The 25,005-nt window shown below is 63.8% G+C and carries 19 protein-coding genes; 11 read left to right on the top strand and 8 right to left on the bottom strand.

The window, feature by feature from the left end; translation table 11 throughout:
* The first annotated feature begins 116 nt into the window (after nucleotides 1-116).
* Nucleotides 117-296, top strand: coding sequence for a hypothetical protein (locus tag ACT7DK_RS03065; RefSeq protein WP_445396207.1), 180 nt, complete (start codon nucleotides 117-119; stop codon nucleotides 294-296).
* 56 nt (nucleotides 297-352) lie between these two features.
* Here the strand turns inward: ACT7DK_RS03065 and ACT7DK_RS03060 are convergent, their stop codons facing one another.
* The 6 genes from ACT7DK_RS03060 to ampD all read right to left on the bottom strand — a co-directional run bounded on the left by ACT7DK_RS03060 (nucleotide 353) and on the right by ampD (nucleotide 10,431).
* Entirely contained in the window at nucleotides 353-2,227 is a 1,875-nt protein-coding gene (locus ACT7DK_RS03060; protein ID WP_445396205.1) for a methyl-accepting chemotaxis protein, read from the bottom strand.
* Nucleotides 2,228-2,587: 360 nt separating this feature from the next.
* A complete protein-coding gene (gene lpdA / locus ACT7DK_RS03055) occupies nucleotides 2,588-4,015 on the bottom strand; it encodes a dihydrolipoyl dehydrogenase (RefSeq protein ID WP_445396203.1) in 1,428 nt (475 codons plus the stop codon).
* Nucleotides 4,016-4,167: 152 nt separating this feature from the next.
* Nucleotides 4,168-6,066: a pyruvate dehydrogenase complex dihydrolipoyllysine-residue acetyltransferase gene (aceF, locus tag ACT7DK_RS03050; protein WP_445396201.1), complete on the bottom strand. Its 1,899-nt coding sequence runs from the start codon at nucleotides 6,064-6,066 to the stop codon at nucleotides 4,168-4,170.
* Between the two features lie 10 nt (nucleotides 6,067-6,076).
* Nucleotides 6,077-8,737 (bottom strand): pyruvate dehydrogenase (acetyl-transferring), homodimeric type, encoded by a 2,661-nt coding sequence (gene aceE, locus ACT7DK_RS03045; protein ID WP_445396199.1) that lies wholly within the window; start codon nucleotides 8,735-8,737, stop codon nucleotides 6,077-6,079.
* Nucleotides 8,738-8,798: 61 nt separating this feature from the next.
* Nucleotides 8,799-9,560, bottom strand: coding sequence for a pyruvate dehydrogenase complex transcriptional repressor PdhR (gene pdhR, locus ACT7DK_RS03040; protein WP_445396197.1), 762 nt, complete (start codon nucleotides 9,558-9,560; stop codon nucleotides 8,799-8,801).
* A 325-nt stretch (nucleotides 9,561-9,885) separates the two neighbouring features.
* Entirely contained in the window at nucleotides 9,886-10,431 is a 546-nt protein-coding gene (ampD, locus tag ACT7DK_RS03035) for a 1,6-anhydro-N-acetylmuramyl-L-alanine amidase AmpD (RefSeq protein WP_445396195.1), read from the bottom strand.
* Nucleotides 10,432-10,515: 84 nt separating this feature from the next.
* Here ampD and ACT7DK_RS03030 point away from each other — a divergent pair, with 84 nt between their 5' ends.
* The 7 genes from ACT7DK_RS03030 to coaE all read left to right on the top strand — a co-directional run bounded on the left by ACT7DK_RS03030 (nucleotide 10,516) and on the right by coaE (nucleotide 17,373).
* Nucleotides 10,516-11,025, top strand: coding sequence for a retropepsin-like aspartic protease family protein (locus ACT7DK_RS03030; protein ID WP_445396193.1), 510 nt, complete (start codon nucleotides 10,516-10,518; stop codon nucleotides 11,023-11,025).
* 58 nt (nucleotides 11,026-11,083) lie between these two features.
* Nucleotides 11,084-11,926, top strand: a complete 843-nt coding sequence (nadC, locus tag ACT7DK_RS03025; RefSeq protein ID WP_445402257.1) for a carboxylating nicotinate-nucleotide diphosphorylase — start codon at nucleotides 11,084-11,086, stop codon at nucleotides 11,924-11,926.
* A gap of 342 nt (nucleotides 11,927-12,268) precedes the next feature.
* A complete protein-coding gene (locus ACT7DK_RS03020; protein ID WP_445396191.1) occupies nucleotides 12,269-12,790 on the top strand; it encodes a pilin in 522 nt (173 codons plus the stop codon).
* 7 nt (nucleotides 12,791-12,797) lie between these two features.
* Entirely contained in the window at nucleotides 12,798-14,528 is a 1,731-nt protein-coding gene (gene pilB, locus ACT7DK_RS03015; RefSeq protein ID WP_445396189.1) for a type IV-A pilus assembly ATPase PilB, read from the top strand.
* A 57-nt stretch (nucleotides 14,529-14,585) separates the two neighbouring features.
* On the top strand, nucleotides 14,586-15,812 hold the full coding sequence (locus ACT7DK_RS03010) for a type II secretion system F family protein (protein ID WP_445396187.1): 1,227 nt from the start codon (nucleotides 14,586-14,588) through the stop codon (nucleotides 15,810-15,812).
* 104 nt (nucleotides 15,813-15,916) lie between these two features.
* The gene (locus ACT7DK_RS03005; protein WP_445396185.1) at nucleotides 15,917-16,771 is read left to right on the top strand and encodes a prepilin peptidase; all 855 of its coding nucleotides are present in this window, start codon (nucleotides 15,917-15,919) and stop codon (nucleotides 16,769-16,771) included.
* Entirely contained in the window at nucleotides 16,768-17,373 is a 606-nt protein-coding gene (gene coaE / locus ACT7DK_RS03000; protein WP_445396183.1) for a dephospho-CoA kinase, read from the top strand. Before ACT7DK_RS03005 ends, coaE begins: the two co-directional genes overlap by 4 nt.
* A gap of 85 nt (nucleotides 17,374-17,458) precedes the next feature.
* Here the strand turns inward: coaE and ACT7DK_RS02995 are convergent, their stop codons facing one another.
* The gene (locus ACT7DK_RS02995; protein ID WP_445396181.1) at nucleotides 17,459-17,866 is read right to left on the bottom strand and encodes a DUF3461 family protein; all 408 of its coding nucleotides are present in this window, start codon (nucleotides 17,864-17,866) and stop codon (nucleotides 17,459-17,461) included.
* Nucleotides 17,867-18,057: 191 nt separating this feature from the next.
* On the bottom strand, nucleotides 18,058-19,377 hold the full coding sequence (locus ACT7DK_RS02990; RefSeq protein WP_445396179.1) for an aldehyde dehydrogenase family protein: 1,320 nt from the start codon (nucleotides 19,375-19,377) through the stop codon (nucleotides 18,058-18,060).
* A gap of 244 nt (nucleotides 19,378-19,621) precedes the next feature.
* Here ACT7DK_RS02990 and ACT7DK_RS02985 point away from each other — a divergent pair, with 244 nt between their 5' ends.
* The 3 genes from ACT7DK_RS02985 (at nucleotide 19,622) to ACT7DK_RS02975 (ending at nucleotide 24,848) form a co-directional block, all read left to right on the top strand.
* Nucleotides 19,622-21,415, top strand: a complete 1,794-nt coding sequence (locus ACT7DK_RS02985) for a SulP family inorganic anion transporter (RefSeq protein WP_445396177.1) — start codon at nucleotides 19,622-19,624, stop codon at nucleotides 21,413-21,415.
* Nucleotides 21,416-21,685: 270 nt separating this feature from the next.
* The gene (locus ACT7DK_RS02980; RefSeq protein WP_445396175.1) at nucleotides 21,686-22,666 is read left to right on the top strand and encodes an AAA family ATPase; all 981 of its coding nucleotides are present in this window, start codon (nucleotides 21,686-21,688) and stop codon (nucleotides 22,664-22,666) included.
* Between the two features lie 418 nt (nucleotides 22,667-23,084).
* Nucleotides 23,085-24,848, top strand: a complete 1,764-nt coding sequence (locus tag ACT7DK_RS02975; RefSeq protein WP_445396173.1) for a cobaltochelatase CobT-related protein — start codon at nucleotides 23,085-23,087, stop codon at nucleotides 24,846-24,848.
* Nucleotides 24,849-25,005: the final 157 nt, after the last annotated feature.

The raw sequence follows: 25,005 nt of genomic DNA, 5'->3' as shown, positions 1-25,005 counted from the left end.
CAACGGGCGGACGCCGACCGGTGCTGCGACGAACGACGTCAGGGCGTAACCGGAAGGTTACCGTCTCCGGGCGGTGGCCAGGGTAGAATGGCGCACCGAATCAAAGGGAGCAAAACATGAAAAATCTGTGCATAGCGGTGTTGCTGATGGTCGGGCTCAGCGCCTGCTCCACCAGCCTGGGGGTTCGGGATGCCGAAATCCGTACCCGGGACGCCAGCATCCGCATCAGCGACGGCGACCACCACAGGGGCGGCGGCTTCTGCCCGCCCGGACAGGCGATGAAGGGACGCTGCTAAGACGCCGAGGAGTAAGGGGTGGGGTGAAGCGGGTAACCCCTCCCCCTAACACAGCATCAGGCCGGCAGGCGGAAGCGGCCGACCAGTTGCTGCAGCTCGTTACCCAGACGAGCCAGCTCCGAACTGCTGGACGCGGTCTGTTCCGTGGCCGCCGCCGAATGCTCCGACACCTCGCGAATGCTGAACACCGAACGGTTGATCTCCTCCGCCACCGAACTTTGCTGCTCCGAGGCGGTGGCGATCTGGCTGTTCATCTGCTGGATATCGGACACCGAGCGGGTAATGGCGTGGATGGAGTCACCGGCCTCGTTGGCGATGGTCACGGTTTCCTCAGCCATGGACGCACTCTTGCCCATCATGGTCACCGACTCCTGGGCCTTGCTCTGCAGGCCCTGGATCAGGGTTTCGATCTGGGAAGTGGCCTGCTGGGTACGGCTCGCCAGGGCACGCACCTCGTCGGCCACCACCGCAAAGCCGCGACCGTGCTCGCCGGCCCGGGCCGCCTCGATGGCGGCGTTCAGCGCCAGCAGGTTGGTCTGCTCGGCCACCCCCTTGATCACATCGAGGATACTGCCGATATTCAGGCTCTCGCTTTCCAGCTGGTTGATGGTGGCCAGGGAACGACGCACCTCTTCGGCCAGTTCGTTGATATGGGCGATGGTCAGGGTCACCTTCTGATCCCCGGCGCTGGCGTCGGAGTCGGCGGTTCGGGCCGAGCCGAAGGCGGTTTCCGCATGGCGTGCCACCTCCTGCACGGTCGCGGCCATCTGGTTCATGGCGGTGGACACCTGCTCCAGCTCCATCCGCTGCTGGTTGACCCCGGTGCGGGTCTGCTCCGATACCGCCGACAGCTCTTCCGCCGAGGTGGCGATATGGGAGGCGCTGTTGTTGAGCTCGCCCACCAGTTGGCGCAGGTTGAGGGTCATGGTCTGCATGCGATCCATCAGCCGGCCCAGTTCATCCTTGCGATGGTGGCGGATATCCTGGCTCAGATCCCCTTCGGCGATACGGTTGGCCTGGGACACCAGCAGCTTGAGCGGATTGATGATGCCGAGGGTGATCAGCCAGGCGAACAGCACCCCCATCACCAGCGCGGCCGCCGTCACCGCCAGTATGATGAGGCGCGACCAGTTGCTCTCCCGGGCCATGGCCGCCTGCTGATTGGCCAGCAGGGCGGTGGTGCCCTCGGCGATGGTCCCCGCCAGGGCACCGATGCGCTCTTCCACCGCCACCAGGCCGTTGATGGCCTCGATAAAGCGTTCCTGCTGCTGCTGGAACTGCTTGAGCAGTTCATGCAGCTCTTTCACGTCCTCGTCTGCACGCATGTTGAGACGGTTCTCCAGGGTCACCAGCAGGCCGCGCAGGCGGGAAGAGAGCTGCATGGCATCGATCTCGTCCCGGCTCAGGGCGAAGTCCTTCTGGGTCAGGCGGATACCCACCAGCCGCACCAGCCAGCTCATGGCGCTGGAGTCGCTGGCGCTGAGGTATTCGGCCCGTTGCTGGGCGGAAAAACCGAGGCCGTTCAGATCGAAGATCTGGCGCTGGGCGTCTTCGTTCAGTGTAGCCATTTGGGTCAGCTCCTCCTCGTAGGCCAGGGTACCCTCGAGGATCTGATTGATCAGCGCCTGATCCTCGGGCTCCAGCAGGGCATCCTTGAGCGCCTCTGTCTGGGCCCGGGCCTGCAGCACCGTCTCTTTGGCCAGGTTCAGCTGTTCGGGATCGTCCTGCAGCAGGTAGTTTTTCTCGAACTGGCGGGCCTTGCTGAACAACAGGTCGATGGCCCCCGCCTCCTCCAGCTTATGGGCTCGCTCGAGGACGGAAGAAAGGGTGTAGAAGCTGATGGCGGCGGTGGTGAGGGTCGCCAGCAGCACCAGTGCGAAGCCCAGGGTCAGTTTCACCCTGACGCTCAAGTGGCCTAATTTAGAGAGCATCTCGTATTCCTTTACTTGGTCGGACATCGTTCTTGTTGTTGTGACTGCTAACCATATCGGCTAATTGACAAAGATGTGAAGTCTTTCGTCGCAAAAGGTGATCTTTGACACAAATGGGGTCGGAAGCCGGAAGCCGATAATGCCACCTCACCAAATGCCAGTGCGAGTGCGAGTGCGAGTGCGAGTGCCAGTCTGGCATTCCCGTGTTCGGGGGAGGGAGCATCGGCTCGAACCGCCCCTCCCTGGCAGCGGCGCCACACCGGGGACAAACTCGGGGAAGGGAGCAAACAGAACAGCGGCGCGATCAAAAACGCCCGGCGTCAAGCCGGGCGCTGAGGCGAACCGAAGGCGGAAGAAGGCTTATTTCTTCTTCTTGGCCTTGGGGTTCGGCAGGTCGGTGATGGAGCCTTCGAACATCTCGGCCGCCATGCCCACGGACTCGTGCAGGGTCGGGTGGGCGTGGATGGTCAGGGCGATGTCTTCGGCGTCGGCACCCATTTCGATGGCCAGACAGATCTCGCCCAACAGTTCACCGGCGTTGGTGCCCACGGTGGCGCCACCCAGGACACGATGGGTGTCCTTGTCGAAGATCATCTTGGTCATGCCATAGGACGAGTCGGAGGCGATGGCCCGGCCGGAGGCGGCCCAGGGAAAGCTGGCCACTTCGTAGTTCAGGCCTTTTTCCTTGGCTTCCTTCTCGGTCACGCCCACCCAGGCCACTTCCGGCTCGGTGTAGGCGATGGACGGAATCACTTTCGGGTCGAAGTAGTGCTTCATGCCGGCGATGACTTCGGCGGCCACATGGCCTTCGTGCACGCCCTTGTGCGCCAGCATCGGCTGGCCCACGATGTCGCCGATGGCGTAGATGTGCGGCACATTGGTGCGCAGCTGCTTGTCGACATTGATGAAGCCGCGCTCGTCCACGTTGACGCCGGCCTTCTCCGCGTCCAGCAGTTTGCCGTTGGGGGTACGGCCGATGGCCACCAGCACGGCGTCATAGGCGATGGTCTTGCTTTCGCCCTTCTTGTCTTCCATGGTCACGTGGATGCCGTCGTCCTTGGCTTCCACCTTGGTGACCTTGGTTTCCAGCATCAGGTTGAACTTGTCCTTGATCTGCTTGGTGAAGATCTTGATCAGGTCCTTGTCGGCGGCCGGGATCACCTGGTCGAACATCTCGACCACGTCGATCTTGGAGCCCAGGGCGTGGTAGACGGTACCCATTTCCAGGCCGATGATGCCGCCGCCCATGACCAGCAGCTTCCCGGGGACTTCCTTCAGCTCCAGCGCGTCGGTGCTGTCCCAGATACGCGGATCTTCGTGGGGGATGAAGGGCAGCTTGATCGGACGGGAGCCGGCCGCGATGATGGCGTTGTCAAAGGTCACGGTGGTGTTGCCGCCCTCGCCTTCCACCACCAGGGTGTTGGCGCCGGTGAACTTGGCAAAACCGTTGACGACCTTGACCTTACGCATCTTGGCCATGCCGCCCAGACCCTGGGTCAGCTGGCCGATGACTTTTTCCTTGTGGCCGCGGATCTTGTCCAGATCGATTTGGGGCTCGCCAAAGGTCACGCCGTGGCTGGCCATCATCTTGGATTCTTCGATGACCTTGGCGATATGCAGCAATGCCTTGGAAGGAATACAGCCGACGTTCAGACAAACGCCGCCCAGGGTGGAATAACGCTCGACCAGTACGGTTTCCAAACCCAGATCGGCGGCACGGAAGGCGGCGGAATAGCCGGCAGGACCCGCGCCCAGTACCACGACCTGAGCTTTGACTTCTTGACTCATGGTGACCTCTATTATGATTTTTTGCCCCGTTCAAGCAGCGGCTGCTGGTTCGACCAGACTCATTACGACCACTACTAAATAAACGGGCCAAAGTTTACTGTTCTGCCTGTAAAAAGAAAGTAAAAAGGCAGGCGAATGCCTGCCTTGTCACATTAAAGGGCCAAGCGGCGAAGGTCGCTCAGCACCCCACTCAGCATGGTGATGAAGCGGGCACCGTCGGCACCGTCGATCACCCTGTGGTCGTAGGACAGCGCCAGCGGCTGCATCAGCCTGGGCACGAATTCCTTGCCGTTCCACACCGGCTTGAAGTCGGACTTGGACACGCCCAGGATGGCCACTTCCGGCGCATTCACGATGGGGGTGAACTGGGTGCCGCCGATACCACCCAGCGACGAGATGGTGAAGCAGCCGCCCTGCATGTCGGCGGCGGTCAGCTTGCCGGCCCGGGCCTTCTTGGAGATTTCACCCAGCTCCAGGGCCAGCTCGCGAATGCCTTTCTTGTTGACATCGCGTACCACCGGCACCACCAGGCCGTTGGGGGTATCCACCGCCACGCCGATGTGCACGTACTTCTTCATCACCAGGCTCTGGCCGTCTTCCGACAGGGAAGAGCAGAACTTGGGGAAGGCTTCCAGTGCCTTGGCGGCGGCCTTCATGATGAAGATCAGCGGGGAGATCTTGTAACCCAGCTTCTGCTTGTCGGCGATGGCGTTCTCTTCCTTGCGGAAGGCTTCCAGATCGGTGATGTCCGCCTCGTCGAACTGGGTGACGTGGGGGATCTTGACCCAGTTGCGATGCAGGTTGGGGCCGGAGATCTTCTGGATGCGGGTCAGCGCCACTTCCTCGATTTCACCGAACTTGGCGAAGTCGACCTTGGGCCAGGCCAGCACTTCCAGGCCGTTGCCGGCCACCGCCACACCCGCGGGCTGGCTGGCGACCTGCTTGATGATGGCCTTGACGTAGTTCTGCACGTCTTCCTTCAGGATGCGCTGTTTCGGGCCGGTCGGGCTGACCTTGGACAGATCCACGCCGAATTCCCGGGCCAGGCGGCGCACCACCGGGGTGGCGTGCACATAGGCGTTGTTCTCGACGAAATCGCCCTTGGCGGGAGCGGCAGCAGGCGCGGCGGCTTTCGGTGCGGCAGCGGCAGGTGCGGCTTCGGCCTTGGGAGCGACGGCAGGCGCGGCAGCCGGGGCGGCGCCTTCCACTTCGAACACCATCACCAGGGAGCCGGTGGATACCTTGTCGCCGGCGGCGACCTTGATTTCCTTGACCACGCCGGCGAAGGGCGCGGGCACCTCCATCGAGGCCTTGTCGCCTTCCACGGTGAGGATGGATTGATCGGCGGCCACCTTGTCACCCACCACCACCATCACCTCGGTGACTTCCACTTCGTCACCGCCGATATCGGGCACGTTGACGTCCTTGGCGGCGGAGCCGGTCACGGCCGGGGCCGCGGCGGGCGCTTCCGCCTGAGTCTGAGACTGGGACTGGGACTGCGCGGCGGCCGGGGCGGCGCCACCGGCGACCTCGAAGACCATGATCAGAGAACCGGTGCTGACCTTGTCACCCACGGCGATCTTGATCTCGGCCACCTTGCCGGCGAAGGGCGCGGGCACTTCCATCGAGGCCTTGTCGCCTTCCACGGTGAGCAGGGTCTGCTCTTCGCCCACGCTGTCGCCAACCTTGACGGCGATGTCGGTGACTTCCACCTCGTCACCGCCGATGTCCGGCACCTGCACTTCTTTCAGGGCCACGCCGGCGGCGGCCGGAGCGGCTTCGACCTTGGCTTGTGTCACCGGGGCAGCGACGGAGGCGCCCTCTGCGTCGAACACCATGATCAGCGAACCGGTGGCGACCTTGTCGCCCACCGCTATCTTGATTTCCTTCACCACGCCGGCGGCGGGGGCCGGTACTTCCATGGAGGCCTTGTCGCCTTCCACGGTCAGCAGTGACTGCTCTTCACTCACCTTATCGCCCACGGCCACCAGGATCTCGGTGACTTCAACCTCGTCCGCGCCGATATCCGGCACCAGAATATCTTTAGACATGTGTTACCCCTTATGCGTACAGCGGGTTGATCTTGTCGGCGTCGATGCCGTATTTGGCGATGGCGTCGGCGACCACCTGCTTGTCCAGTTCGCCCAGCTTGGCCAGTTCGTTGAGCGCGGCCACCACCACGTAGTGCTTGTTCACCTCGAAGTGACGACGCAGGTTCTCGCGGCTGTCGGAACGGCCGAAACCGTCGGTACCCAGCACCTTGTAGCTGACGGACGGCATGAAGGCACGGACCTGTTCGGCGTAGTTCTTCATGTAGTCGGTGGCGGCGATGGCCGGCGCCTTGCCCATCACCTGGGCGATATAGGGCACGCGCGGCTCGGCAGTGGGGTGCAGCATGTTCCAACGCTCGGCGTCCTGACCGTCGCGGGTCACTTCGTTGAACGAAGGTACGCTGTACACGTCGGAGCCGATGCCGTATTCCTCGGCCAGGATCCGCGCCGCTTCGCGCACGCCCACCAGGATGGAGCCGGAGCCCATCAGCTGCACCTTGCCCTTGCTGCCGTCGACGGTTTCGAGCTTGTAGATACCCTTGCGGATACCGTCCTCCACCCCCTCGGGCATGGCCGGCTGCTGATAGTTCTCGTTCAGGGTGGTGATGTAGTAGTAGACGTTTTCCGGGTTGTCGCCGTACATGCGGCGCAGGCCGTCCTGCACGATCACCGCCACTTCATAGGCGTAGGTCGGATCGTAGGTGATGCAGTTGGGGATGGTGCCCGCCTGGATGTGGCTGTGACCGTCCTCGTGCTGCAGCCCCTCGCCGTTGAGGGTGGTCCGGCCGGAGGTACCGCCGATCAGGAAACCGCGCGCCTGCTGGTCGCCCGCCGCCCAGCACAGGTCGCCGACCCGCTGGAACCCGAACATCGAGTAGTAGATGTAGAAGGGGATCATGGGGCAGTCGTTGGTGCTGTAGGAAGTGGCGGCCGCCAGCCAGGAGGACATGGCGCCCAGCTCGTTGATGCCTTCCTGCAGGATCTGACCCTTCTTGTCTTCCTTGTAGTAAGCCACCTGCTCCCGGTCCTGGGGCACGTACTGCTGGCCGTAGGGGTTGTAGATACCGATCTGGCGGAACAGGCCTTCCATACCGAAGGTACGGGCCTCGTCGGCCAGGATGGGCACGATGCGCTCGCCGATGGACTTGTCCTTCAGCATGATATTGAGTGAACGCACGAACGCCATGGTGGTGGAAATTTCCCGCTTCTGCTCTTCCAGCAGGGGCGCGAACTCGCTCAGGGCCGGGATGTCCAGCTTGACGGTGGTCTGCGGCAGGCGAGTCGGCACATAGCCCTTCAGCGCCTGGCGGCGGGTGTGCAGGTACTCGTGCTCGCGGCTGCCTTCCTCGATCTTGAGGTAGGGCAGCTTGGGCAGCTCTTCGTCGCTCACTTCGATATTGAAGCGGTCACGCATGTGCTTGAGCGAGGTCATGTCCATCTTCTTCACCTGGTGGGCAATGTTCTTGCCCTCGGCGGACTCGCCCATGCCGTAGCCCTTGATGGTCTTGGCCAGGATGACGGTCGGCTTGCCCTTGGTGTCGGCGGCGTTCTTGTAGGCGGCGAACATCTTGGCCGGATCGTGACCACCCCGGTTGAGGGCGAAGATTTCCTCGTCGGTCATGTCCTTCACCAGCTCGCGGGTCTCCGGGTACTTGCCGAAGAAGTGCTCGCGCACATAGGCGCCGTCCTTGGACTTGAGGGTCTGGTAGTCGCCGTCCAGGGTTTCGTTCATCAGTTGGATCAGCTTGCCGGTCTTGTCCTTGGCGATCAGATCGTCCCAGCGGCGGCCCCAGATCACCTTGACCACGTTCCAGCCGGCGCCGGTGAACAGGCCGTCCAGTTCGTTGATGATCTTGCCGTTGCCCACCACGGGGCCGTCCAGGCGCTGCAGGTTACAGTTGATGATGAAGCACAGGTTGTCCAGCTTCTCGCGAGCGGCGATGGTGATGGCCCCCTTGGATTCCGGCTCGTCCATCTCGCCGTCGCCCAGGTAGGCGTACACGCGCTGTTCGGAACAGTCCTTCAGGCCACGGTCGGTCAGGTACTTGAGGAAGCGCGCCTGGTAGATGGCATTGATCGGGCCCAGGCCCATAGACACGGTGGGGAACTGCCAGAAGTCCGGCATCAGCTTGGGGTGCGGATAGGACGGAATGCCCTTGCCGTCCACTTCCTGGCGGAACATGTCGAGCTGGGCTTCGGTCAGGCGTCCTTCGGCGAAGGCGCGGGCGTAGATACCGGGGGAGATATGGCCCTGGAAGAACACCAGGTCGCCGCCGTCCTTCTCGTTGCGGGCACGGAAGAAGTGGTTGAACGCCACTTCGTACATGGTGGCACTGGAGGCGAAGGAAGACATGTGGCCGCCCAGATCCAGGTCTTTCTTGGAGCCGCGCAGTACTATCATGACGGAGTTCCAACGGATGATGGCGCGGATCCGCCGCTCCAGATCCCAGTTGCCCGGGTATTCAGGCTCTTCGTCGGTGGAGATGCTGTTGACGTAGTCTGAGTGGGCATTTCTGGCCACGGCCACACCGGACTGGATGGCCTTGGTGGTGAGACGCTCGTAGATGTACTGCGCGCGCTCAGGTCCTTCTTGACGGATCAAAGACTCGAGGGCGTCGAGCCACTCAAGAGTCTCTACTGAATCCACATCATTTTTCAGGATATCAGACATGGCTGTTTCCTATCTCGTTTGGGGCTCCTGCCCATGGGTTTCGTCGTTGCCGAAGGCGTTGTTATTCCTGCTGACGGGTCCGGCGCAGGGACCGCTGGATGCGGCTTTCCTCGCGCTGGATGTCGAGCAGGGTTTCTTCGATAAAGGCCAGGTGCTCATGACAAGCATCCCGGGCCTGCTCCGGCTCGCGAGCGAGGATGGTCTGGATCAGATTGGCGCGATGAACGCGGATCTTTTCCACCATGCCGGCGCGCCGGTTAAGAATCTTGATATTGCGCAGGATGCTGGACTCCAGCATCGGTTGTATGGCGCGCAACAGGTGCAGCAGCACCACGTTGTGCGCCGCCGCCGCCACCGCCAGATAGAACTCGGCGGCGGCCTTGGCCTCGGCCGGCAGATCGCCCTTTTCCTGTGCCTTCACGATGGCCTGCTGGGCCTCGCGGATGGCGTCGAAATCCGCTTCTGTACCGCGCAGAGCCGCATAGTAGGCGGAAATGCCTTCCATGGTGTGGCGGAACTCCAGCAGGTCGTATTGTGACTCGGGGTGCTCGGCCAGCAGTTGGAACAGCGGATCGGCCAGGCCCTTGCTCAGGGCATTCTGCACATAGGTGCCGCCGCCCTGGCGGCGCGATACCAGCCCCCGGGCTTCCAATTGCTGGATGGCCTCCCGCACCGAGGGTCGAGATACCGCGAACTGCTCCGCCAGCTCCCGCTCCGGCGGCAGTCGCTGACCGGGTTGCAGGCTGCCTTCCACTATCATCTGCTCCAGTTTGGCGGCGATGGTGTCGGCGAGTTTCGGCTGTTTGATGCGCTGATATGACATTCGGTCCGGCTTAAAATTGGTAAGACCAATTAACACTGTTAAAAAAAGGTATCAGAGCGGAGGATAAATGTCCAACTATTTGATCGGGATTGCATACAAAAAAGTCGGAAAATACCGAAAAAGGGCGGCGGGTCCTTTAGGCTAGCCCAAAATCTCGGGAACACAAGGTGAAACAATTGGTAAGACCAAAGAAGGCGAGCGCCTACGTATAGGCATTTTGAGGTAAAAACAGATACTGCGGCGCATTATCGGCACCCGAGTCCCGGGTCGACGAAAGCGCACCCGCCCCACCGGAGCGGGCCGGAAGCCGTGACAGGACTGACGATTAGAGCATGGCCCTGAACCTGGCCCAGTCGAAACCAGGGCCGGGATCCGTCTTGCGCCCGGGGGCGATGTCGCTGTGTCCGGTGAGGCGCCCGGAGGTAATGGCCGGGTAACTTGCCATCAGCAGGCGGCTCAGTTCGGCCAGCACTTGATACTGGGCATCGGTATAGGTGCCGGTATCGGTTCCCTCCAGCTCGATGCCCACCGAAAAATCATTGCACCTGTCCCTGCCCTCGAAGCAGGACAGGCCCGCGTGCCAGGCCCGCTTGTCGAAGGGTACATACTGTACCAGTTCGCCGTCCCGCCGGATCAGGCAATGGGCCGACACCCGCAACTGATGAATACCGGCAAAATAGGGATCCCGGGAGGGATCCAAGCGTCCCATAAAGAGATCATCGATATAAGGGCCGCCAAACTGGCCGGGCGGTAGGCTGATGCAGTGCACCACCAGCAGCGAAACCTCGCCCTCGGGGCGCTCATCCCAGTGGGGGGAGGAACAATGCCGGGCCGGCGTGAGCCAGCCCTGGGCCGTTAACTGATAAGGCATAGGGATCCCAAAGCAAACATCACCGGGGGTATACTAACAGTTTATCGTCCCGGTGCGACCAGCAGGCTTGCGAGGAGTGAACGCATGAGCGACAACGACGGCCCGCGTAAAACCGGACGCATCATGTGGCTGCTGGCCTGGGTGCTGGTCCTGGTACTGATGACCTGGTTCTTCCAGCAAAAACTGGAGCAGGACTACAACCCCAACCAGCAGGTACAACTGCTCGACAACCACACCATAGTGCTGGAGCAGAACCGCCAGGGCCACTACCTGCTGAGCGGCACCATCAACGGCGAACCGGTGGTCTTCCTGCTGGATACCGGCGCCACCCAGGTGGCCCTGTCCAGGCCGGTGGCCGACCGCCTGGCCCTGCCCCTGGGGCGGCCACTGCTGTTGAATACCGCCGCCGGCCAGGTGACCGGCTACCGCACCCACATTAAAACATTGTCGATGGGGCCGCTCACCCTGTACGATCTGGACGCCGTTGTCATGCCCGGCCGGAACAGTGAAGTGCTGCTCGGCATGAACGCCCTGCGCCAGTTCGAACTGATCCAGCGGGGCTCCCAGTTAACCATAAAATATCTGGCGCCCTGACGCGGGCAGCCTCCGCCACACCACGTGAACTTAAGGTAAGGCTCTGATGCAAAACACCATGCTGGCTCAAGAAATCCGTTTCAATGTTACCGCGGCGCTCACCGAGGATCTGGGGGGCACCCTGGACCCCAGGCAGGACATCACCGCCCAGCTGCTGCCCGAGGGACAGCAGGTCACCGCCCACCTGATCACCCGGGAAGACGGCATTTTCTGCGGCCGGGCCTTTGCCGATGAAACCTTCCAGCAACTGGGCGGCGAAGTACGGCTGAACTGGCAGGTGGCGGACGGCGACGCGGTCAAGGCCGGCCAGCGCCTGCTGACCCTCACCGGTCCGGCCCGGGCCCTGATGACCGGCGAGCGCACCGCACTGAACTTTATCCAGACGCTGTCGGGCGTGGCCACCGTCACCCGCCGCTACGTGGACCGCCTCGCCGGCACCCGCTGCCGCCTGCTGGACACCCGCAAGACCCTTCCCGGCCTGCGCCATGCCCTCAAGTACGCGGTGACCTGCGGGGGCGGCCACAACCACCGCATGGGCCTCTATGACGCCTACCTGATCAAGGAAAACCATATCTTCGCCTGCGGCGGTATCGCCCCGGCCATCGCAGAAGCCCGCCGGCTGCAGCCGGAAAAACCGGTGGAAGTGGAAGTGGAATCCCTGACCGAGCTGGAGCAGGCCCTGACGGCCGGCGCCGATATCGTCATGCTGGACAACTTCAGTGTGGCCGACATGCGCGCCGCCGTCGGTACCACCGCCGGCCGTGCCAAACTGGAAGTCTCCGGCAACGTCACCCTGGACACCATCGCCGACTTCGCCGCCACCGGCGTGGACTATATCTCGGTGGGCGCCCTGACCAAGCATATCCACGCCCTGGATCTGTCCATGCGGGTCGAAAGCTGAACAGGGTACTCGGGCGGCCTGAGCCGGCCGCCGGCTCTTCAGGGCAATCCCTCATCAGCGACTCGGGATCTGCTCTCTCATCACCTCCCGTTCAACCCGGTGTCGTTTCTCCGGCGGGCTCCCGCGATTAACATCGCCGCCGGGTGCCACCTCTCCACGCCTGGCCGCGCCGACATTCCCCCCTTCCCGCCCGGGTCGGGAGCCCGCTCGATACAGTGGCGCTGCCTGGTGGCGGGGCCTGTTTACCACCCGCTAACAGTGCAAAACCCCCACGCCTTGGCTATAAATCTTTAGGTGGTTTCTCCGCCCCCCTTCGAGGGCTTTCAAATCAAGGATGATGAAATGAAAACCCCTTTCCTTCACCGCCAGGGCGGTTTCACCCTGATCGAATTAATGATTGTGGTGGCGATAGTGGCCATCTTGGCAACGGTGGCCTTACCGGCTTATCAAACCTATACCCTGAGGGCTCAATATAGCGAGGTCATTGCCGCCAGTGGCCCAGGTAAGACAGCGTTCGAAGTCTGTATCCAAACCGCGCCGGCGACGGGTGCCAACATAGACATTACCGATGGCGAGCCCAACGCAGGCTGCGTCACGGCGACACGCAACGCCATTCTTGCCGGTATCACCGCGGATGGCACCGTGGATACCCTGCTGAACCCGAATATGTTCGATGAGACCAATCCTGTCGGGGTAGCAGCCCTCGATGCCCGGGCCGTCGCCATCACACTCACCAGCGGCGATGACTTTGCCAACCTGAACCCGACCCACCCGACTTTCGTCATGGTGGGAACCGTACTGGCGAACAAGCAAGTCACCTGGACCAGAGACACCGGCTCCTGCCTGGCTGCGAGCATGTGTTGAGTCAGACATGGCCATCCCAAATGGATTGCTCACAAACCTGATCACCCACTCGTTGCTGTCGCCCGGCGACCTGGCACGGCTCCAGGGGCTTGCCCGACAAGAAAACAGGCCACTCAGCACCTTGCTGGTGGAACAACGGCTGCTTTCCAGTCGCGAGTTAGCACGTTTTTGCGAGCGTCAGTATGGCCTGCCCCTGGTGGATCTGAACGCGATCGAACTGGCGCAAATACCGCCACAATACCTGAGCATGGATTTGATCGAGCGCCACCATGCCATTCCCGTCGAGGTTAAAGACAGGGTGCTCTACCTGGCCATGTCCGATCCGACCAACATGGCGGCGCTGGAAGATTTCGGCTTTCGATTCAACCTGGCAACCGATGCCCGGCTGGTTGAAGAGGAGCAATTGCAACAGCTGCTGGCCCGGTTGCAACAGAGCGGCGGCATCGATGTCCCCGAATTGGAACATATCGAGGAGTCGGACATCGCCGGACTGGAACTGGACGAGCCCGCCGGGGAGCGGCATCAGGCATCCAGTAACCTGGAAGATGATACCCCTGTAGTACGCTATATCGACAAGATCATTCTGGACGCGGTACACAGGGAGGCCTCCGACCTGCACTTCGAGCCATACGAGCACTTTTACCGGATCCGCTTTCGCATCGACGGCATACTGCATGAAATCGCTTCGCCACCGGTCAAGCTGGCAGCCCGCTTTGCCGCCCGGCTCAAGGTGATGGCCAATCTGGACATTGCCGAGCGCAGGCTGCCCCAAGATGGTCGCATCAAGCTCAGGCGGGCTCAGAGCGCAGCGGTAGACATAAGGGTGAACAGCCTGCCCACCCAATGGGGGGAGAAAATCGTTCTCCGTATCCTGAACGGCTCCGATGCCAAACTCAATATCGATCAGCTCGGCTATGACGAACGGCAAAAGCAGCAATACCTGGAGGCCCTGCACCAACCCCAGGGCATGATACTGGTCACCGGCCCCACCGGCTCGGGCAAGACGGTGTCGCTCTACACGGGCTTGAGCATCCTGAACGAGGTCACCACCAATATCTCCACCGCAGAGGATCCGATAGAAATCAACCTGCCCGGCATCAATCAGGTGCAGATCAATCCCAGGGCCGGGCTGACCTTCGCCCAGGCGCTGCGCGCCTTCCTGCGCCAGGATCCGGACATCATCATGGTGGGAGAAATACGCGACCAGGAGACCGCCGAAATCGCGACCAAGGCGGCACAAACCGGCCACCTGGTGCTGTCCACCCTGCACACCAACTCCGCCGCCGAAACCCTGACCCGGCTCGGCCACATGGGCCTCGCTCCCTACAATATCGCCTCCTCGGTCATCCTCATCGTCGCTCAGCGGCTGGCACGACGGCTGTGTCCGCACTGCAAGGTTCCGGAACAGGTGCCGGAAGCCCAACTGCCGGCGCTCGGCTTCAGTAGCGGACAGTTGGCCCGGGGGATGACCCTGTACAAGGCGGTTGGCTGCTCCCACTGCAATGCTGGTTATAAGGGCCGCACCGGCATTTACGAGGTACTGCCGATGAGCGAGCGGCTGGCAAACCTGATCATGGCAGGGGCCAACTCCCTGGCCCTGGCCAAGGCAGCGGAAGAAGACGGCATGATCAGCCTGCACCGCGCCGCCCTGGAAAAGGCCCGGCTCGGCATCATCAGCCTGGCCGAGGTACATCGCGTCAGCAGCGCCCCCCGCGGCCGCGGCCCCTGCCGACGATAACCATCCCACCACCACGCCCGGGGATTAGGAGCGACACCCGAAAGGGAAGGAGGCGCCATGACGACGGCAAAGAGTAGCAGGCTTTCCCCCTACCGCTGGACGGGGATAAACCGACGCGGACAGAAGATCTCCGGCCTGCTCCAGGCGGTGAATAGCCAGGCGGTAAGGCGCGAATTGCTACGCCAGGGGATCAGCGCCACCAGCATACGCCGCCGGGACCCGGGTATGTTTGCTCGCCACCGAGATGCCATCAAGCCGATGGATATTGCCGTGATCACCCGTCAGCTCGCGACCATGCTGGGAGCCGGCGTCCCTCTGGTGAAAAGCCTGCAAATCATTTCCCGCTCCTACGACAAGCATCACATCCGCGAGCTGGCGGGACAGCTTGCGGCCGATGTGGAGAGCGGCACCCTCCTCTCCGCTGCCCTGAGAAAGTTCCCCCGCCAGTTTGGCGAGCTCTACTGTGATCTCGTGCACTCGGGTGAACAAACAGGGGCGCTGGCGCATATTTTTGACCAAATAGCCGGCTACCGGGAAAAAGCCGAGGCACTCAAATCCAAGATCAAAAAAGCCATGTTCTACCCGGCGATGGTGATACTGGTAGCCATGGTGGTCACCGCCATACTGCTGCTGTTCGTGATCCCCCAGTTCGAGGATATCTTTGCCGGTTTCGGCGCCCCCCTGCCGGCCTTTACCCAACTGGTGATCAAGCTGTCGCGCTGGCTGCAGGATACCTGGCTCTACCTGCTGGCCGGCCTGGCCGCCTCGGTGCTTATCTACGTGCGCGCCTGGCGCCTGTCCCGGAAGGTCCGCGCCGCCACCGACCGCATTATTCTTCATATCCCGGTGGTGGGCGCCATCCTGCACAAGGCGGCCCTGGCCCGCTTCTCCCGCACCCTCGCCACCACCTTTTCCGCAGGTCTTCCCCTGGTGGAAGGCCTGCTCTCCTCGGCCGGCGCCGCCGGCAACGAGGTCTATCGCAGGGCCATCATGCAGATGCGCAACGAGGTGGTCGCCGGCGTGCAGATGAACCTGGCCATGCGCGCCACCCGGCTGTTCCCCGACATGGTGGTACAAATGGTGATGATAGGCGAGGAGTCGGGCGCCATCGACGACATGATGAACAAGGTGGCCGCCATCTACGAGCGGGAAGTCGACGACGCCGTGGACGGCCTTGCCAGCCTGATCGAACCCATCCTCATGGTGGTACTGGGGATACTGGTTGGCGGCCTGGTCATTGCCATGTATCTTCCCATCTTTAATTTGGGTACTGTTATCCGCTAAAGCTGGAAGCTGGAAGCTGGAAGCTGGAAGCTGGAAGCTGGAAGCTGGGCAAAATGATGAATGCACGGCTTCCGGCATCAAGCTCAATCCCCTTAGGAATAACGATGGTACAACTGCTCGACAATCCCGTTTTGCTGTATCCCCTGCTCCTGCTGCTGGGCCTGCTGCTCGGCAGTTTCCTCAACGTGGTGATCCACCGTCTGCCATTGATGCTGAAGCGGGAATGGCGGCGGGAATGTGCCGAACTCCAGGGCCAGCCGGTAGCGGAAGAGGCCCCCTTCAACCTGTGCCGGCCCCGCTCCCGCTGCCCCCACTGCCACCACCAGTTGGGGGCGCTCGACAATATTCCCCTACTCAGTTGGCTCTGGCTCAGGGGCCGTTGCCGCTATTGCCGCGCGCCCATCGCCAAACGCTATCCGCTGGTGGAACTGGCTTCGGCGGTCCTGGCCGGATTGGCGCTGTGGCGCTTCGGCGCCAGCCCGCAACTGCTGGCGGCCCTGCTGTTCAGCTGGACCCTGCTGTGCATGACCCTGATAGACATGGATCACCTGCTGCTGCCCGACAACCTGACCCTGCCGCTGCTGTGGCTGGGGCTGCTGTTCAATATCAACGCCCTGTTCATCCCCCTGAGCAGCGCCGTGCTGGGGGCGGCCTTCGGCTACGGCATATTGTGGAGCCTGTACTGGCTGTTCCGGCTCGCCACCGGCAAGGAAGGCATGGGCTATGGCGATTTCAAGCTGCTGGCGGCCATCGGCGCCTGGTTCGGCTGGCAGAGCCTGCTGCCGGTACTGCTGCTCGCTTCCTTTACCGGCGCCGTCCTGGGGCTCAGCCTGATGGCGCTGCGCCGCCTGGGCGAAGACAGGGTACTTCCCTTCGGACCGGCACTGGCATTGGGCGGCTGGCTCTATTTGCTGTGGGGACAACAGCTGATGACGATTTACTGGGAGGTGGTGCTGTGAGCTATGTGGTAGGACTGACCGGCGGTATCGGCAGCGGTAAGAGCACGGTAGCCAATCTCTTTGCCGAGCTGGGGGTGGAGGTGATAGACGCGGATCTCATCGCCCGAGAGGTGGTCGAACCCGGAGAGCCGGCCCTGGCGGCCATTGCCGAGCACTTCGGGCCTGACGTCATCGATGGCGGCGGCCGCCTCGACCGCCGCGCCCTGCGTGAGCGGGTCTTCGCCGCCCCCGCGCAGAAAGACTGGCTCAACGCCCTGTTGCATCCCCTGATCCGGGAACGCATGATCGCCGCCTGCACCGCCGCCCGTTCTCCCTACTGCCTGCTGGTGGTGCCGCTGCTGGTGGAAAACCGGCTCACCACCCTGACCGACCGGGTGCTGGTGGTGGACGTCAGCCCCGAGCAACAGCTGGCCCGGACCATGAAACGCGACCGGTCCGACGAACAACAGATCCGCGCCATCATGGCCGCCCAGGCCAGCCGGGAACAGCGCCTGGCCGCCGCCGACGACGTGGTGGACAACAACGACCCCGACCTGGCCGGCATCAAGGCGGCGGTCACCGCCCTGCATCAAAAGTACCTGGCCCTGGCCATGCAAGGATAAGGACCTCGGCGGATACCCCGGGGCCGACGGCCATGGTTGCCCCGGCACCACCCGGTCAAGGTTCTGGCCGCGGAACCCGGGCCGCTCACTTCAGGGCGGCTATCTGCCGGCGCAGCTCTTCCAGCTTGGCCTTCATGACCCGCTCCATATGTTCCAGATCCGCGAGCAGTTGTTGCTGGCTGTCCCGGGTGCCGTCCTCTTCGGCCGGCTCTGCGGGTTTCAGCAACCGGTGCAATTCCACCAGCGCCTGGCGTAGTACCGGGCTGGTATCCTCCAGCTCGTGCCACTGGGCGGTTTTCTGGAACTCGACCGGCACCCCGGACTTGGGGCGGGCAAAGGTGAATTTCTTGCTGCGTGACAACAGGGAGCCGGTTGGCCGGTGGTAATAAACCTTGAGCACGTCGGCCCGGACCTCGCGGCGCAGGCTGTATGTGCTGATGTTGTCGAAGGAGGTGATGCCCATCTGTTCCAGGGTGGGGTACTGTGCTGTCATCTGTATGCGCCCAAAACTCTCATGCTGCGGTAACCGGGGCCGGCCCGGAAGGCCGGCGATTGCACTAGGGCGTCGGTTCCCTGACCGTCGAGCTACCACTCCGGGCAAACCAGGCAATGCGTGGGTGCAGTATAGCCGGCCGCCGCCACCACCGGACAGGGCCAGATCCGGCCACCGGCTGGATCCAGGGGTTATACCGAGATCCTGAGCGACTTCATCCGGCAGAACGCCTTGATGTTGAAATGCTCCTCCATCGCCGTCCCCGGCGGATAGGCACGCCCCGGACCCGGGTTCACCAGGCAGCGATCGAAGGGCAGCCGGCGCGCCAGCTGCTCGCCCCGGGCCAGTTCCCGGGTCCAGATCCGGGCCGAGCCGTCCGGTCCCAGCGCCCGGCACAGGGAAGCGATGTCCTCCTCATTCCGCACCCGCACCACCGCGGCCAGGGGGCCGGGCGACGGACGGCGGAATACCGCCATGGCCGGGGTCACCCCGTCCAGCAGCGAGGCCGGGTAGTACCACCCTTCGCTGTCCGGCAGTTCGCCGCCCGCCACCAGGCGGGCGCCCCCGTCCACCGCCGCCGCCAGTTGCCGGTGCAGTGCCTCCCGCTGCCACCCGCAGGCCAGGGGCGCCAGCCGGCTGTCCAGCTCTTCCGGATGACCGGGCCGCCACTCGGCCAGGCGCGCCGCCAGCAGGGCCACGAAGTCGTCGGCGATGGCCGGCGTCACCACCAGACCCCGCGCCCCCAGCCCCTGTTGACCGGCATTGCACAGCCGTGCCTGCAGCACCGCGTCCACCGCCAGCTCCAGATCCGCATCATCCAGCACCAGGTGCAACTCGGGCTCGTCCAACTCCAGCTCCACCTTCTTCAGTTGTTGCCCGGCCAGGGCCGCCAGCCTGGCGCCGTCTTCCCGGTTGCCACCGAAGGCCAGGGCCCGTACCCGGGGATCCCGGATCAGTTCGGCTACCCGGGGCTTGTCGACAGCCAGACTGGTCACCAGCCCCGCCGGTGCTTGCGCCGCCCGTACCAGGACCTCGATTTCCCGGGCGCAACCGGGCAGGTTTTCGGCCAGCTTCAGCAGCACGGCGTTGCCGGCCATCAGGGTCGGCGCCAGCACGCGGAACAGTTGCCACAGGGGAAAGCGCCAGGAGCCGAGCAGCAGCACCACCCCCAGGGGGGCGAAGGTGACCGGGCTGCGCGCCAGCGGCAGCATGGCCTGGCCGTGGGCGGCGAAGTAGGCGCATTCCCGGGCACAGCGATCCACTTCGGCCAGGGACTCGCTCAGCAGCTTGCCCATCTCCCGGGTGATGCACAGGGCCAGTCGCTCGCGATTGGCCGAGAGCTGCGCGGCCAGCTGGTTGAGCAGGGCGGCACGTTCGGCGAAAGGGCTCTGCCGCCAAGATTCTGCCGCCTCGGCGCTTTGTTGCAGCCGGCGTTCCAGCTGGTTCCCATCCAGCGCCTCGAACACACCATTCTGCCGGCCGGTGGCCGGATTGAAGGAAATAAATGTCATGCTGCCGTCCTCTTGTCCTTGCCGCCGCCCGGCGGGCGGTTCCGTCCTGGGTCGACGTTACCGGGCACCAGGGCGACCAACAAAGGCCAGTTATCATCCCGGGATAGAGCCAGCCATCCCGATCGGCGGGAGCCAGGACAAGGCTCCGCCCCACACGAAACTGCCATCCGGTCGCAGACATGTTTTAATAAGCAGTATCCGGTGGGACTGGTTCCCACCCTGGCCGCAGCAAGGGGGATTGGGCATGAACAACAGGGGCAAGGACAAAACGGCCTGGATGCGGCTCCTGCCTTTTCTGCAATGGGCACCCATGGTGAATGGCCGTACCCTGCACGCCGATGCCCTGGCCGGGCTGACCAATGCGATCATTGTGCTGCCCCAGGGGGTGGCCTATGCGCTGATCGCCGGCCTGCCACCGGAGTTCGGCCTTTATGCCGCCATCATACCGGCCATCGTCGCCGCCCTGTTCGGCTCTTCCTGGCATTTGATCTCCGGACCGACCGCCGCCATGTCGGTGGTGGTGTTCACCTCCGTCAGCCCGCTGGCCGAGCCTGGCAGCGACATGTTCATCAAGCTGGCGCTGACGCTGACCCTGATGAAGGGCATTTTCCAGCTGGTGCTGGCCTCGGCCAGGCTGGGGGTGCTGGTCAACTTCGTCTCCCATTCCGTGGTCATCGGTTTTACCGCCGGCGCGGCGGTGATCATCGCGGTCAGCCAGTTGCAAAGTCTGCTCGGCATTCACCTGGATAGCGGCGGCTCCGTCCTCGATACCCTGACCGGGCTGGTACTGCATGTGACCGAGATCGACCTCTACAGCCTGGGCATCGGCCTGCTGACCCTGCTGAGCTGCATCCTGATCCGCAAATACCGCCCCCGCTGGCCGAACATGCTACTGGCGCTGATCATCGCCGCGCTGGCCACCGCCCTGGTCGATCCCGGCCGGCAACACATCGCCCTGCTCGGCGCCATCCCCGCCGGGCTTCCCCCGTTCAGCCTGCCCGACTTCAGCCTGAACAGCATCAGCGCCCTGGCGCCCGGCGCCCTGGCCATCAGCCTGCTCGGATTGGTCGAAGCCGCGTCCATCGCCCGGGCCGTGGCCAGCCGCTCCCATCAGCGGCTGGACGGCAACCAGGAGTTTGTCGGCCAGGGGCTGTCGAATGTGGTCGGCGCCTTTTTCTCCTGTTATGCCTCTTCCGGCTCCTTTACCCGCACCGGCGTCAACTATACCTCCGGTGCCAGAACTCCGCTGGCGGCGGTATTTGCATCCCTGTTCCTGCTGCTCATCCTGCTGCTGTTCTCCGATCTCACCGCCTGGCTGCCCATGCCCGCCATGGCCGGCCTGCTGCTGGTGGTGGCCTGGAACCTGGTCGACTTCCACCATATCCGGCTGATCATCAGGGCCGCGCGTTCCGAAGCCACGGTGCTGCTGGTGACCTTTGCGGCCACCCTGCTGGTGGCGCTGGAGTTCGCCATCTACGCCGGGGTGCTGCTGTCCCTGGTGTTCTACCTCAAGCGGACATCCCAGCCGCGCATCGTTTCCATACTGCCGGATCCGGACGCCAAGCATCCCGTCTTCGTCAGTGCCGAGCACCGCCGCCTGCCCTACTGCCCCCAGTTGCGCATCATCCGCATCGAAGGCTCCCTGTTCTTCGGGGCGGTCAACCATGTGCAGGAGTACCTGCAGAGCATCCGCGAACCCCGGCTGCTGATCGTGGGCAGCGGCATCAACTTCGTGGACATCGTCGGCGCCGAGATGCTGGTACAGGAGGTCCGGCGTCGCCGGGCCGAGGGCGGCGATCTGTACTTTTCCAACCTCAAGGAGGGGGTCAGCCGCTTTCTGGCCCGCAACAACCTGCTCGAGGAGATAGGCGAGGATCATGTCTTTCCCAACAAGGGCCGGGCCATCCACCGCATCTACGACCGGCTGGATCCGGCGGTGTGCAAGACCTGCACCGCCCGCATCTTCCGGGAGTGCCATATCGCCCCGCCCGGCGAGTTGCCCTCCCCCGAGGAGGTGATTGCCCGGCAGCCGGCCTGAATGGCTGCTTCGAATAGCAGATCACTCGAGACAGCGAACGGGCCTCGCTAAGCAGACCCTCCGCGCCAGGGATGGCGCGGCGGAGCCCCCAAGGACGGGTTTACGGCGTGTCTGTGTGCGATGCCCGTTCGATGTAGCAGAATGAGGATCCGTTATCTAAGCCCCTGGCCGCATCCTCCGGGGGCAACTGGCCCTGTGCGGGCGAGGACCGCCGGTTACACTGGTTACATCTTGTTTACCACCCAGTTTCAGCCAGCGAGGCCAAGCCCCATGACAGATCTGATCCACGAGCGACCCAGCCGGCGGGTGTCGGTACGCGAGCTGTTCCAAATCGACGCCGACCTCGAGGTGCCGGTGTTCGAGCACCGGGACGAGCACGTGCCCGAGGCGGATCCCGCCTACTGCTTCAACCCGGACGTGACCCTGGCCATCCTCGCCGGCTTCACCCGCAACCGGCGGGTGCTGATCCAGGGACTGCACGGCACCGGCAAGTCCACCCATATCGAGCAGGTGGCCGCCCGGCTCAACTGGCCCTGCGTGCGCATCAACCTGGACGGCCACATCAGCCGGCTGGACCTGGTGGGCAAGGACACCATAGTGCTGGAGGACGGCAAGCAGATCACCCGTTTCCAGGAAGGCATGGTGCCCTGGGCCCTGCGCCGGCCGGTGGCGCTGATCTTCGACGAGTTCGACGCCGGCCGCCCGGACGTGATGTTCGTGATCCAGCGCATTCTCGAGCAGGACGGCAAGTTCACCCTGCTCGACCAGAACCAGGTGATCAGCCCCCATCCCTATTTCCGGCTGTTCGCCACCGCCAACACCGTGGGCCTGGGCAACGCCAACGGCCTCTACCACGGCACCCAGCAGGTCAACCAGGCCCAGATGGACCGCTGGAACATCGTCGCCAGCCTCGACTACCTGCCCCGGGAGGACGAGATCCGCATCGTGCAGGGCAAGGTGCCCCGTTATGCGGATGAACGTGGCCGCCAGTTGATCAGCAGCATGGTGGCGGTGGCCGAGCTGACCCGGGCCGGCTTCGCCGCCGGGGATCTGTCCACCCTGATGTCGCCGCGCACCCTGATCGCCTGGGCGGAAAACACCGAGATCTTCGGCGATCCGGCACTGGCCTTCCGGCTTTCCTTCCTCAACAAGTGCGACGAGGCGGAGCGCGGGCTGGTGGCGGAATATTACCAGCGCTGCTTCGATCAGGAACTGGCCGAATCCCGGACACTGCGGCTGGCGATGATATAAGCGCCGGTTTGCGATCTGTAACACTCGGCCAAAGCGCACTGCTCCGCCGACACGCCGTAAATCCATCCATGGAGGCTCCGCCGCGCCATCCCTGGCGCGGAGGGTCGGCGGAGCAGCACCCTTTGTCCTCCTCAACGTTCAGCGTCGCCGGTTGGCGCGATCATCAGCCCACGGCGGGGCTTGGAAGAGGCAATAGGGATTGCCTCCACCGACCGTCACATGCCAGGGGGCGCGAAGCGCCTAGCACCGCCGTAGCATCGCGAAGCGAGGATACGGCGGTTTCCGCGACATCCGGCATGTGCCGAGCGTCACAGGGATGTGCTTGCAGCGTGTCGGTGGAGGTAGCCCTTTTGCCTCTTCTTCAGGGCAACAGCGAACACGGCCCGAGCCCAGCCGCATCATCAACGGGATGGAAATCATGACCACCACCTCCAATGCACCCCAGGATCCGGCCTCCGCCGCCCGTCGCCAGCAGCGGCTGGAAGAACTCTGCGCCGCCCTGATCCGCGCCCAGTCGGCCCAGCCGGCGGTGCGCTACCGGGGCCACCAGCTGGAATGGCAGGGCCGCCCCTATCCCCTGCGCGCGCCCCATTTGCACCCGGAGCCGGGCCTGGACGATCTGGGCTCCTTTCGCGGCGTCGCCGACGCCATCGCCCTGCGCCTGCGCCACCAGGATCCCGCCCTGCACTTGCACTGGCTGCCGGCCCCGCCGGTCGCCCGGCTGGTGTTCGAGCTGCTGGAACAGCTCAGGGTGGAATCCCTGGTCGAGGACCATCACCCGGGCAGCCGCCGCAACCTGCACCACCGCTTCAGCGCCTGGAGCAACCAGTTCCTGGCCTCGGGCCAGACCGAAAGTCATGTGGGCCTGCTGCTGTTCACCCTGGCCATGATGAGCTGGGTCCAGCTCGGCGGCGGCCCGCTCGATGAGCCGACCGAGATGCTGATCGAGTCCACCCGCATGTTCCTGCTGCGGGAAATCGGCCCCGCCTTCGGCCTGCTGCGCCGCCATCGCCAGGATCAGGGTGCCTTCGCCAAGCCCGCCCTCGACATCGCCCTCTGCCTGCACGAACTGGTGGACGGGCTGCAGCAGCGGCTGGCGGCGGACGGCAAGGGCGAGCCCTTGAGTGAAGACACCAGGAAGGCCTTCGGCCTCTTGCTGGAGCTGGAGGGAGAGGGCGACCAGGGGCCGGGCAGCAGCCCGGCGGAGCAGCAGGCCCGCCTGCACCAGGCGGCCGAACACCTCGCCTACCGCATCTACAGCGACCGCTTCGACCGGGAGTGGCCCGCCCACCGGCGGGTGCGCCCCGAGCTGCTCGGCCGGCTGCGCGACAGCCTGGACCAACGCATCCGCGAGCAGGGCCTCAACCTCAACCTGCTCACCAAGAAGCTGCGCCGGCTGCTGGCCAGCCCCGTCGAGCAGGGCTGGCGCTTCGGCGAGGAGGAAGGCCGGCTCGACGGCCGGCGGCTGCCGACCCTGGTCACCTCCCTGGCCGACCGGCGGGTGTTCAAGCAGGAGCGCCGGCAGCCCCGGGCAGAGGCGGCGGTGACCTTTCTGATCGACAACTCCGGCTCCATGCGCCCGCACATGGAGAGCATCGCCATGCTGGTGGACAGCCTGGCCCGGGCCCTGGAGCGGGTCGGTGCCCGGGTGGAGATACTGGGTTTTACCACCGGCCACTGGAACGGCGGCCAGTCGCTGCGCCAGTGGCTGCGCGACGGGCGCCCGCCGGAGCCGGGCCGGCTCAACGAACGCTGCCATGTCGTCTACAAGGCGGCACAGCTGCCCTGGCGTCGGGCCAAGAAGGACATCGCCGCCCTGCTCAAGGGCGATCTGTTCCGCGAGGGGCTGGACGGCGAGGCCCTGCTGTGGGCCGAACAGCGGCTGCTGGCGCTGCCGGCGCGGGAGCGGCTGCTGCTGGTGATCTCCGACGGCTGCCCCATGGACACCGCCACCCGCCAGGCCAACCGCCAGGACATCCTCGACCTGCACCTGCGCCAGGTCGCCAGCCGGCTGGAGCGGGAGGGGCGGCTCGCGCTCTGCGCCCTGGGGGTGGGGCTGGATCTGAGCGGCTATTACCGCCACAGCCAGTTGCTGGATCTGGACCAGGCCCTCGATAACAGGGTATTCGATGAGGTCCTGTCCCTGCTGGCCAAAGCGCGCGCGTCAGGCCGCCGCAATTAACAAAATATTTACAAAATCGTTTTTTAATTTATTGATTTTAATGTACTTTTCACCTGGCCCCAGCATGAAAAGGGAAGTGGTCCTAACCATTTCGGCGGCCTCATTTCAAGATGAACCTCAAGCCCGCTTCGGCGGGCCCGAATCAACCAGACGCCAT

Source organism: Zobellella sp. An-6 (assembly GCF_052487945.1).
Note: the sequence above shows the minus strand (reverse complement) of the source record. Positions and strands in the feature narration are given on the sequence as shown.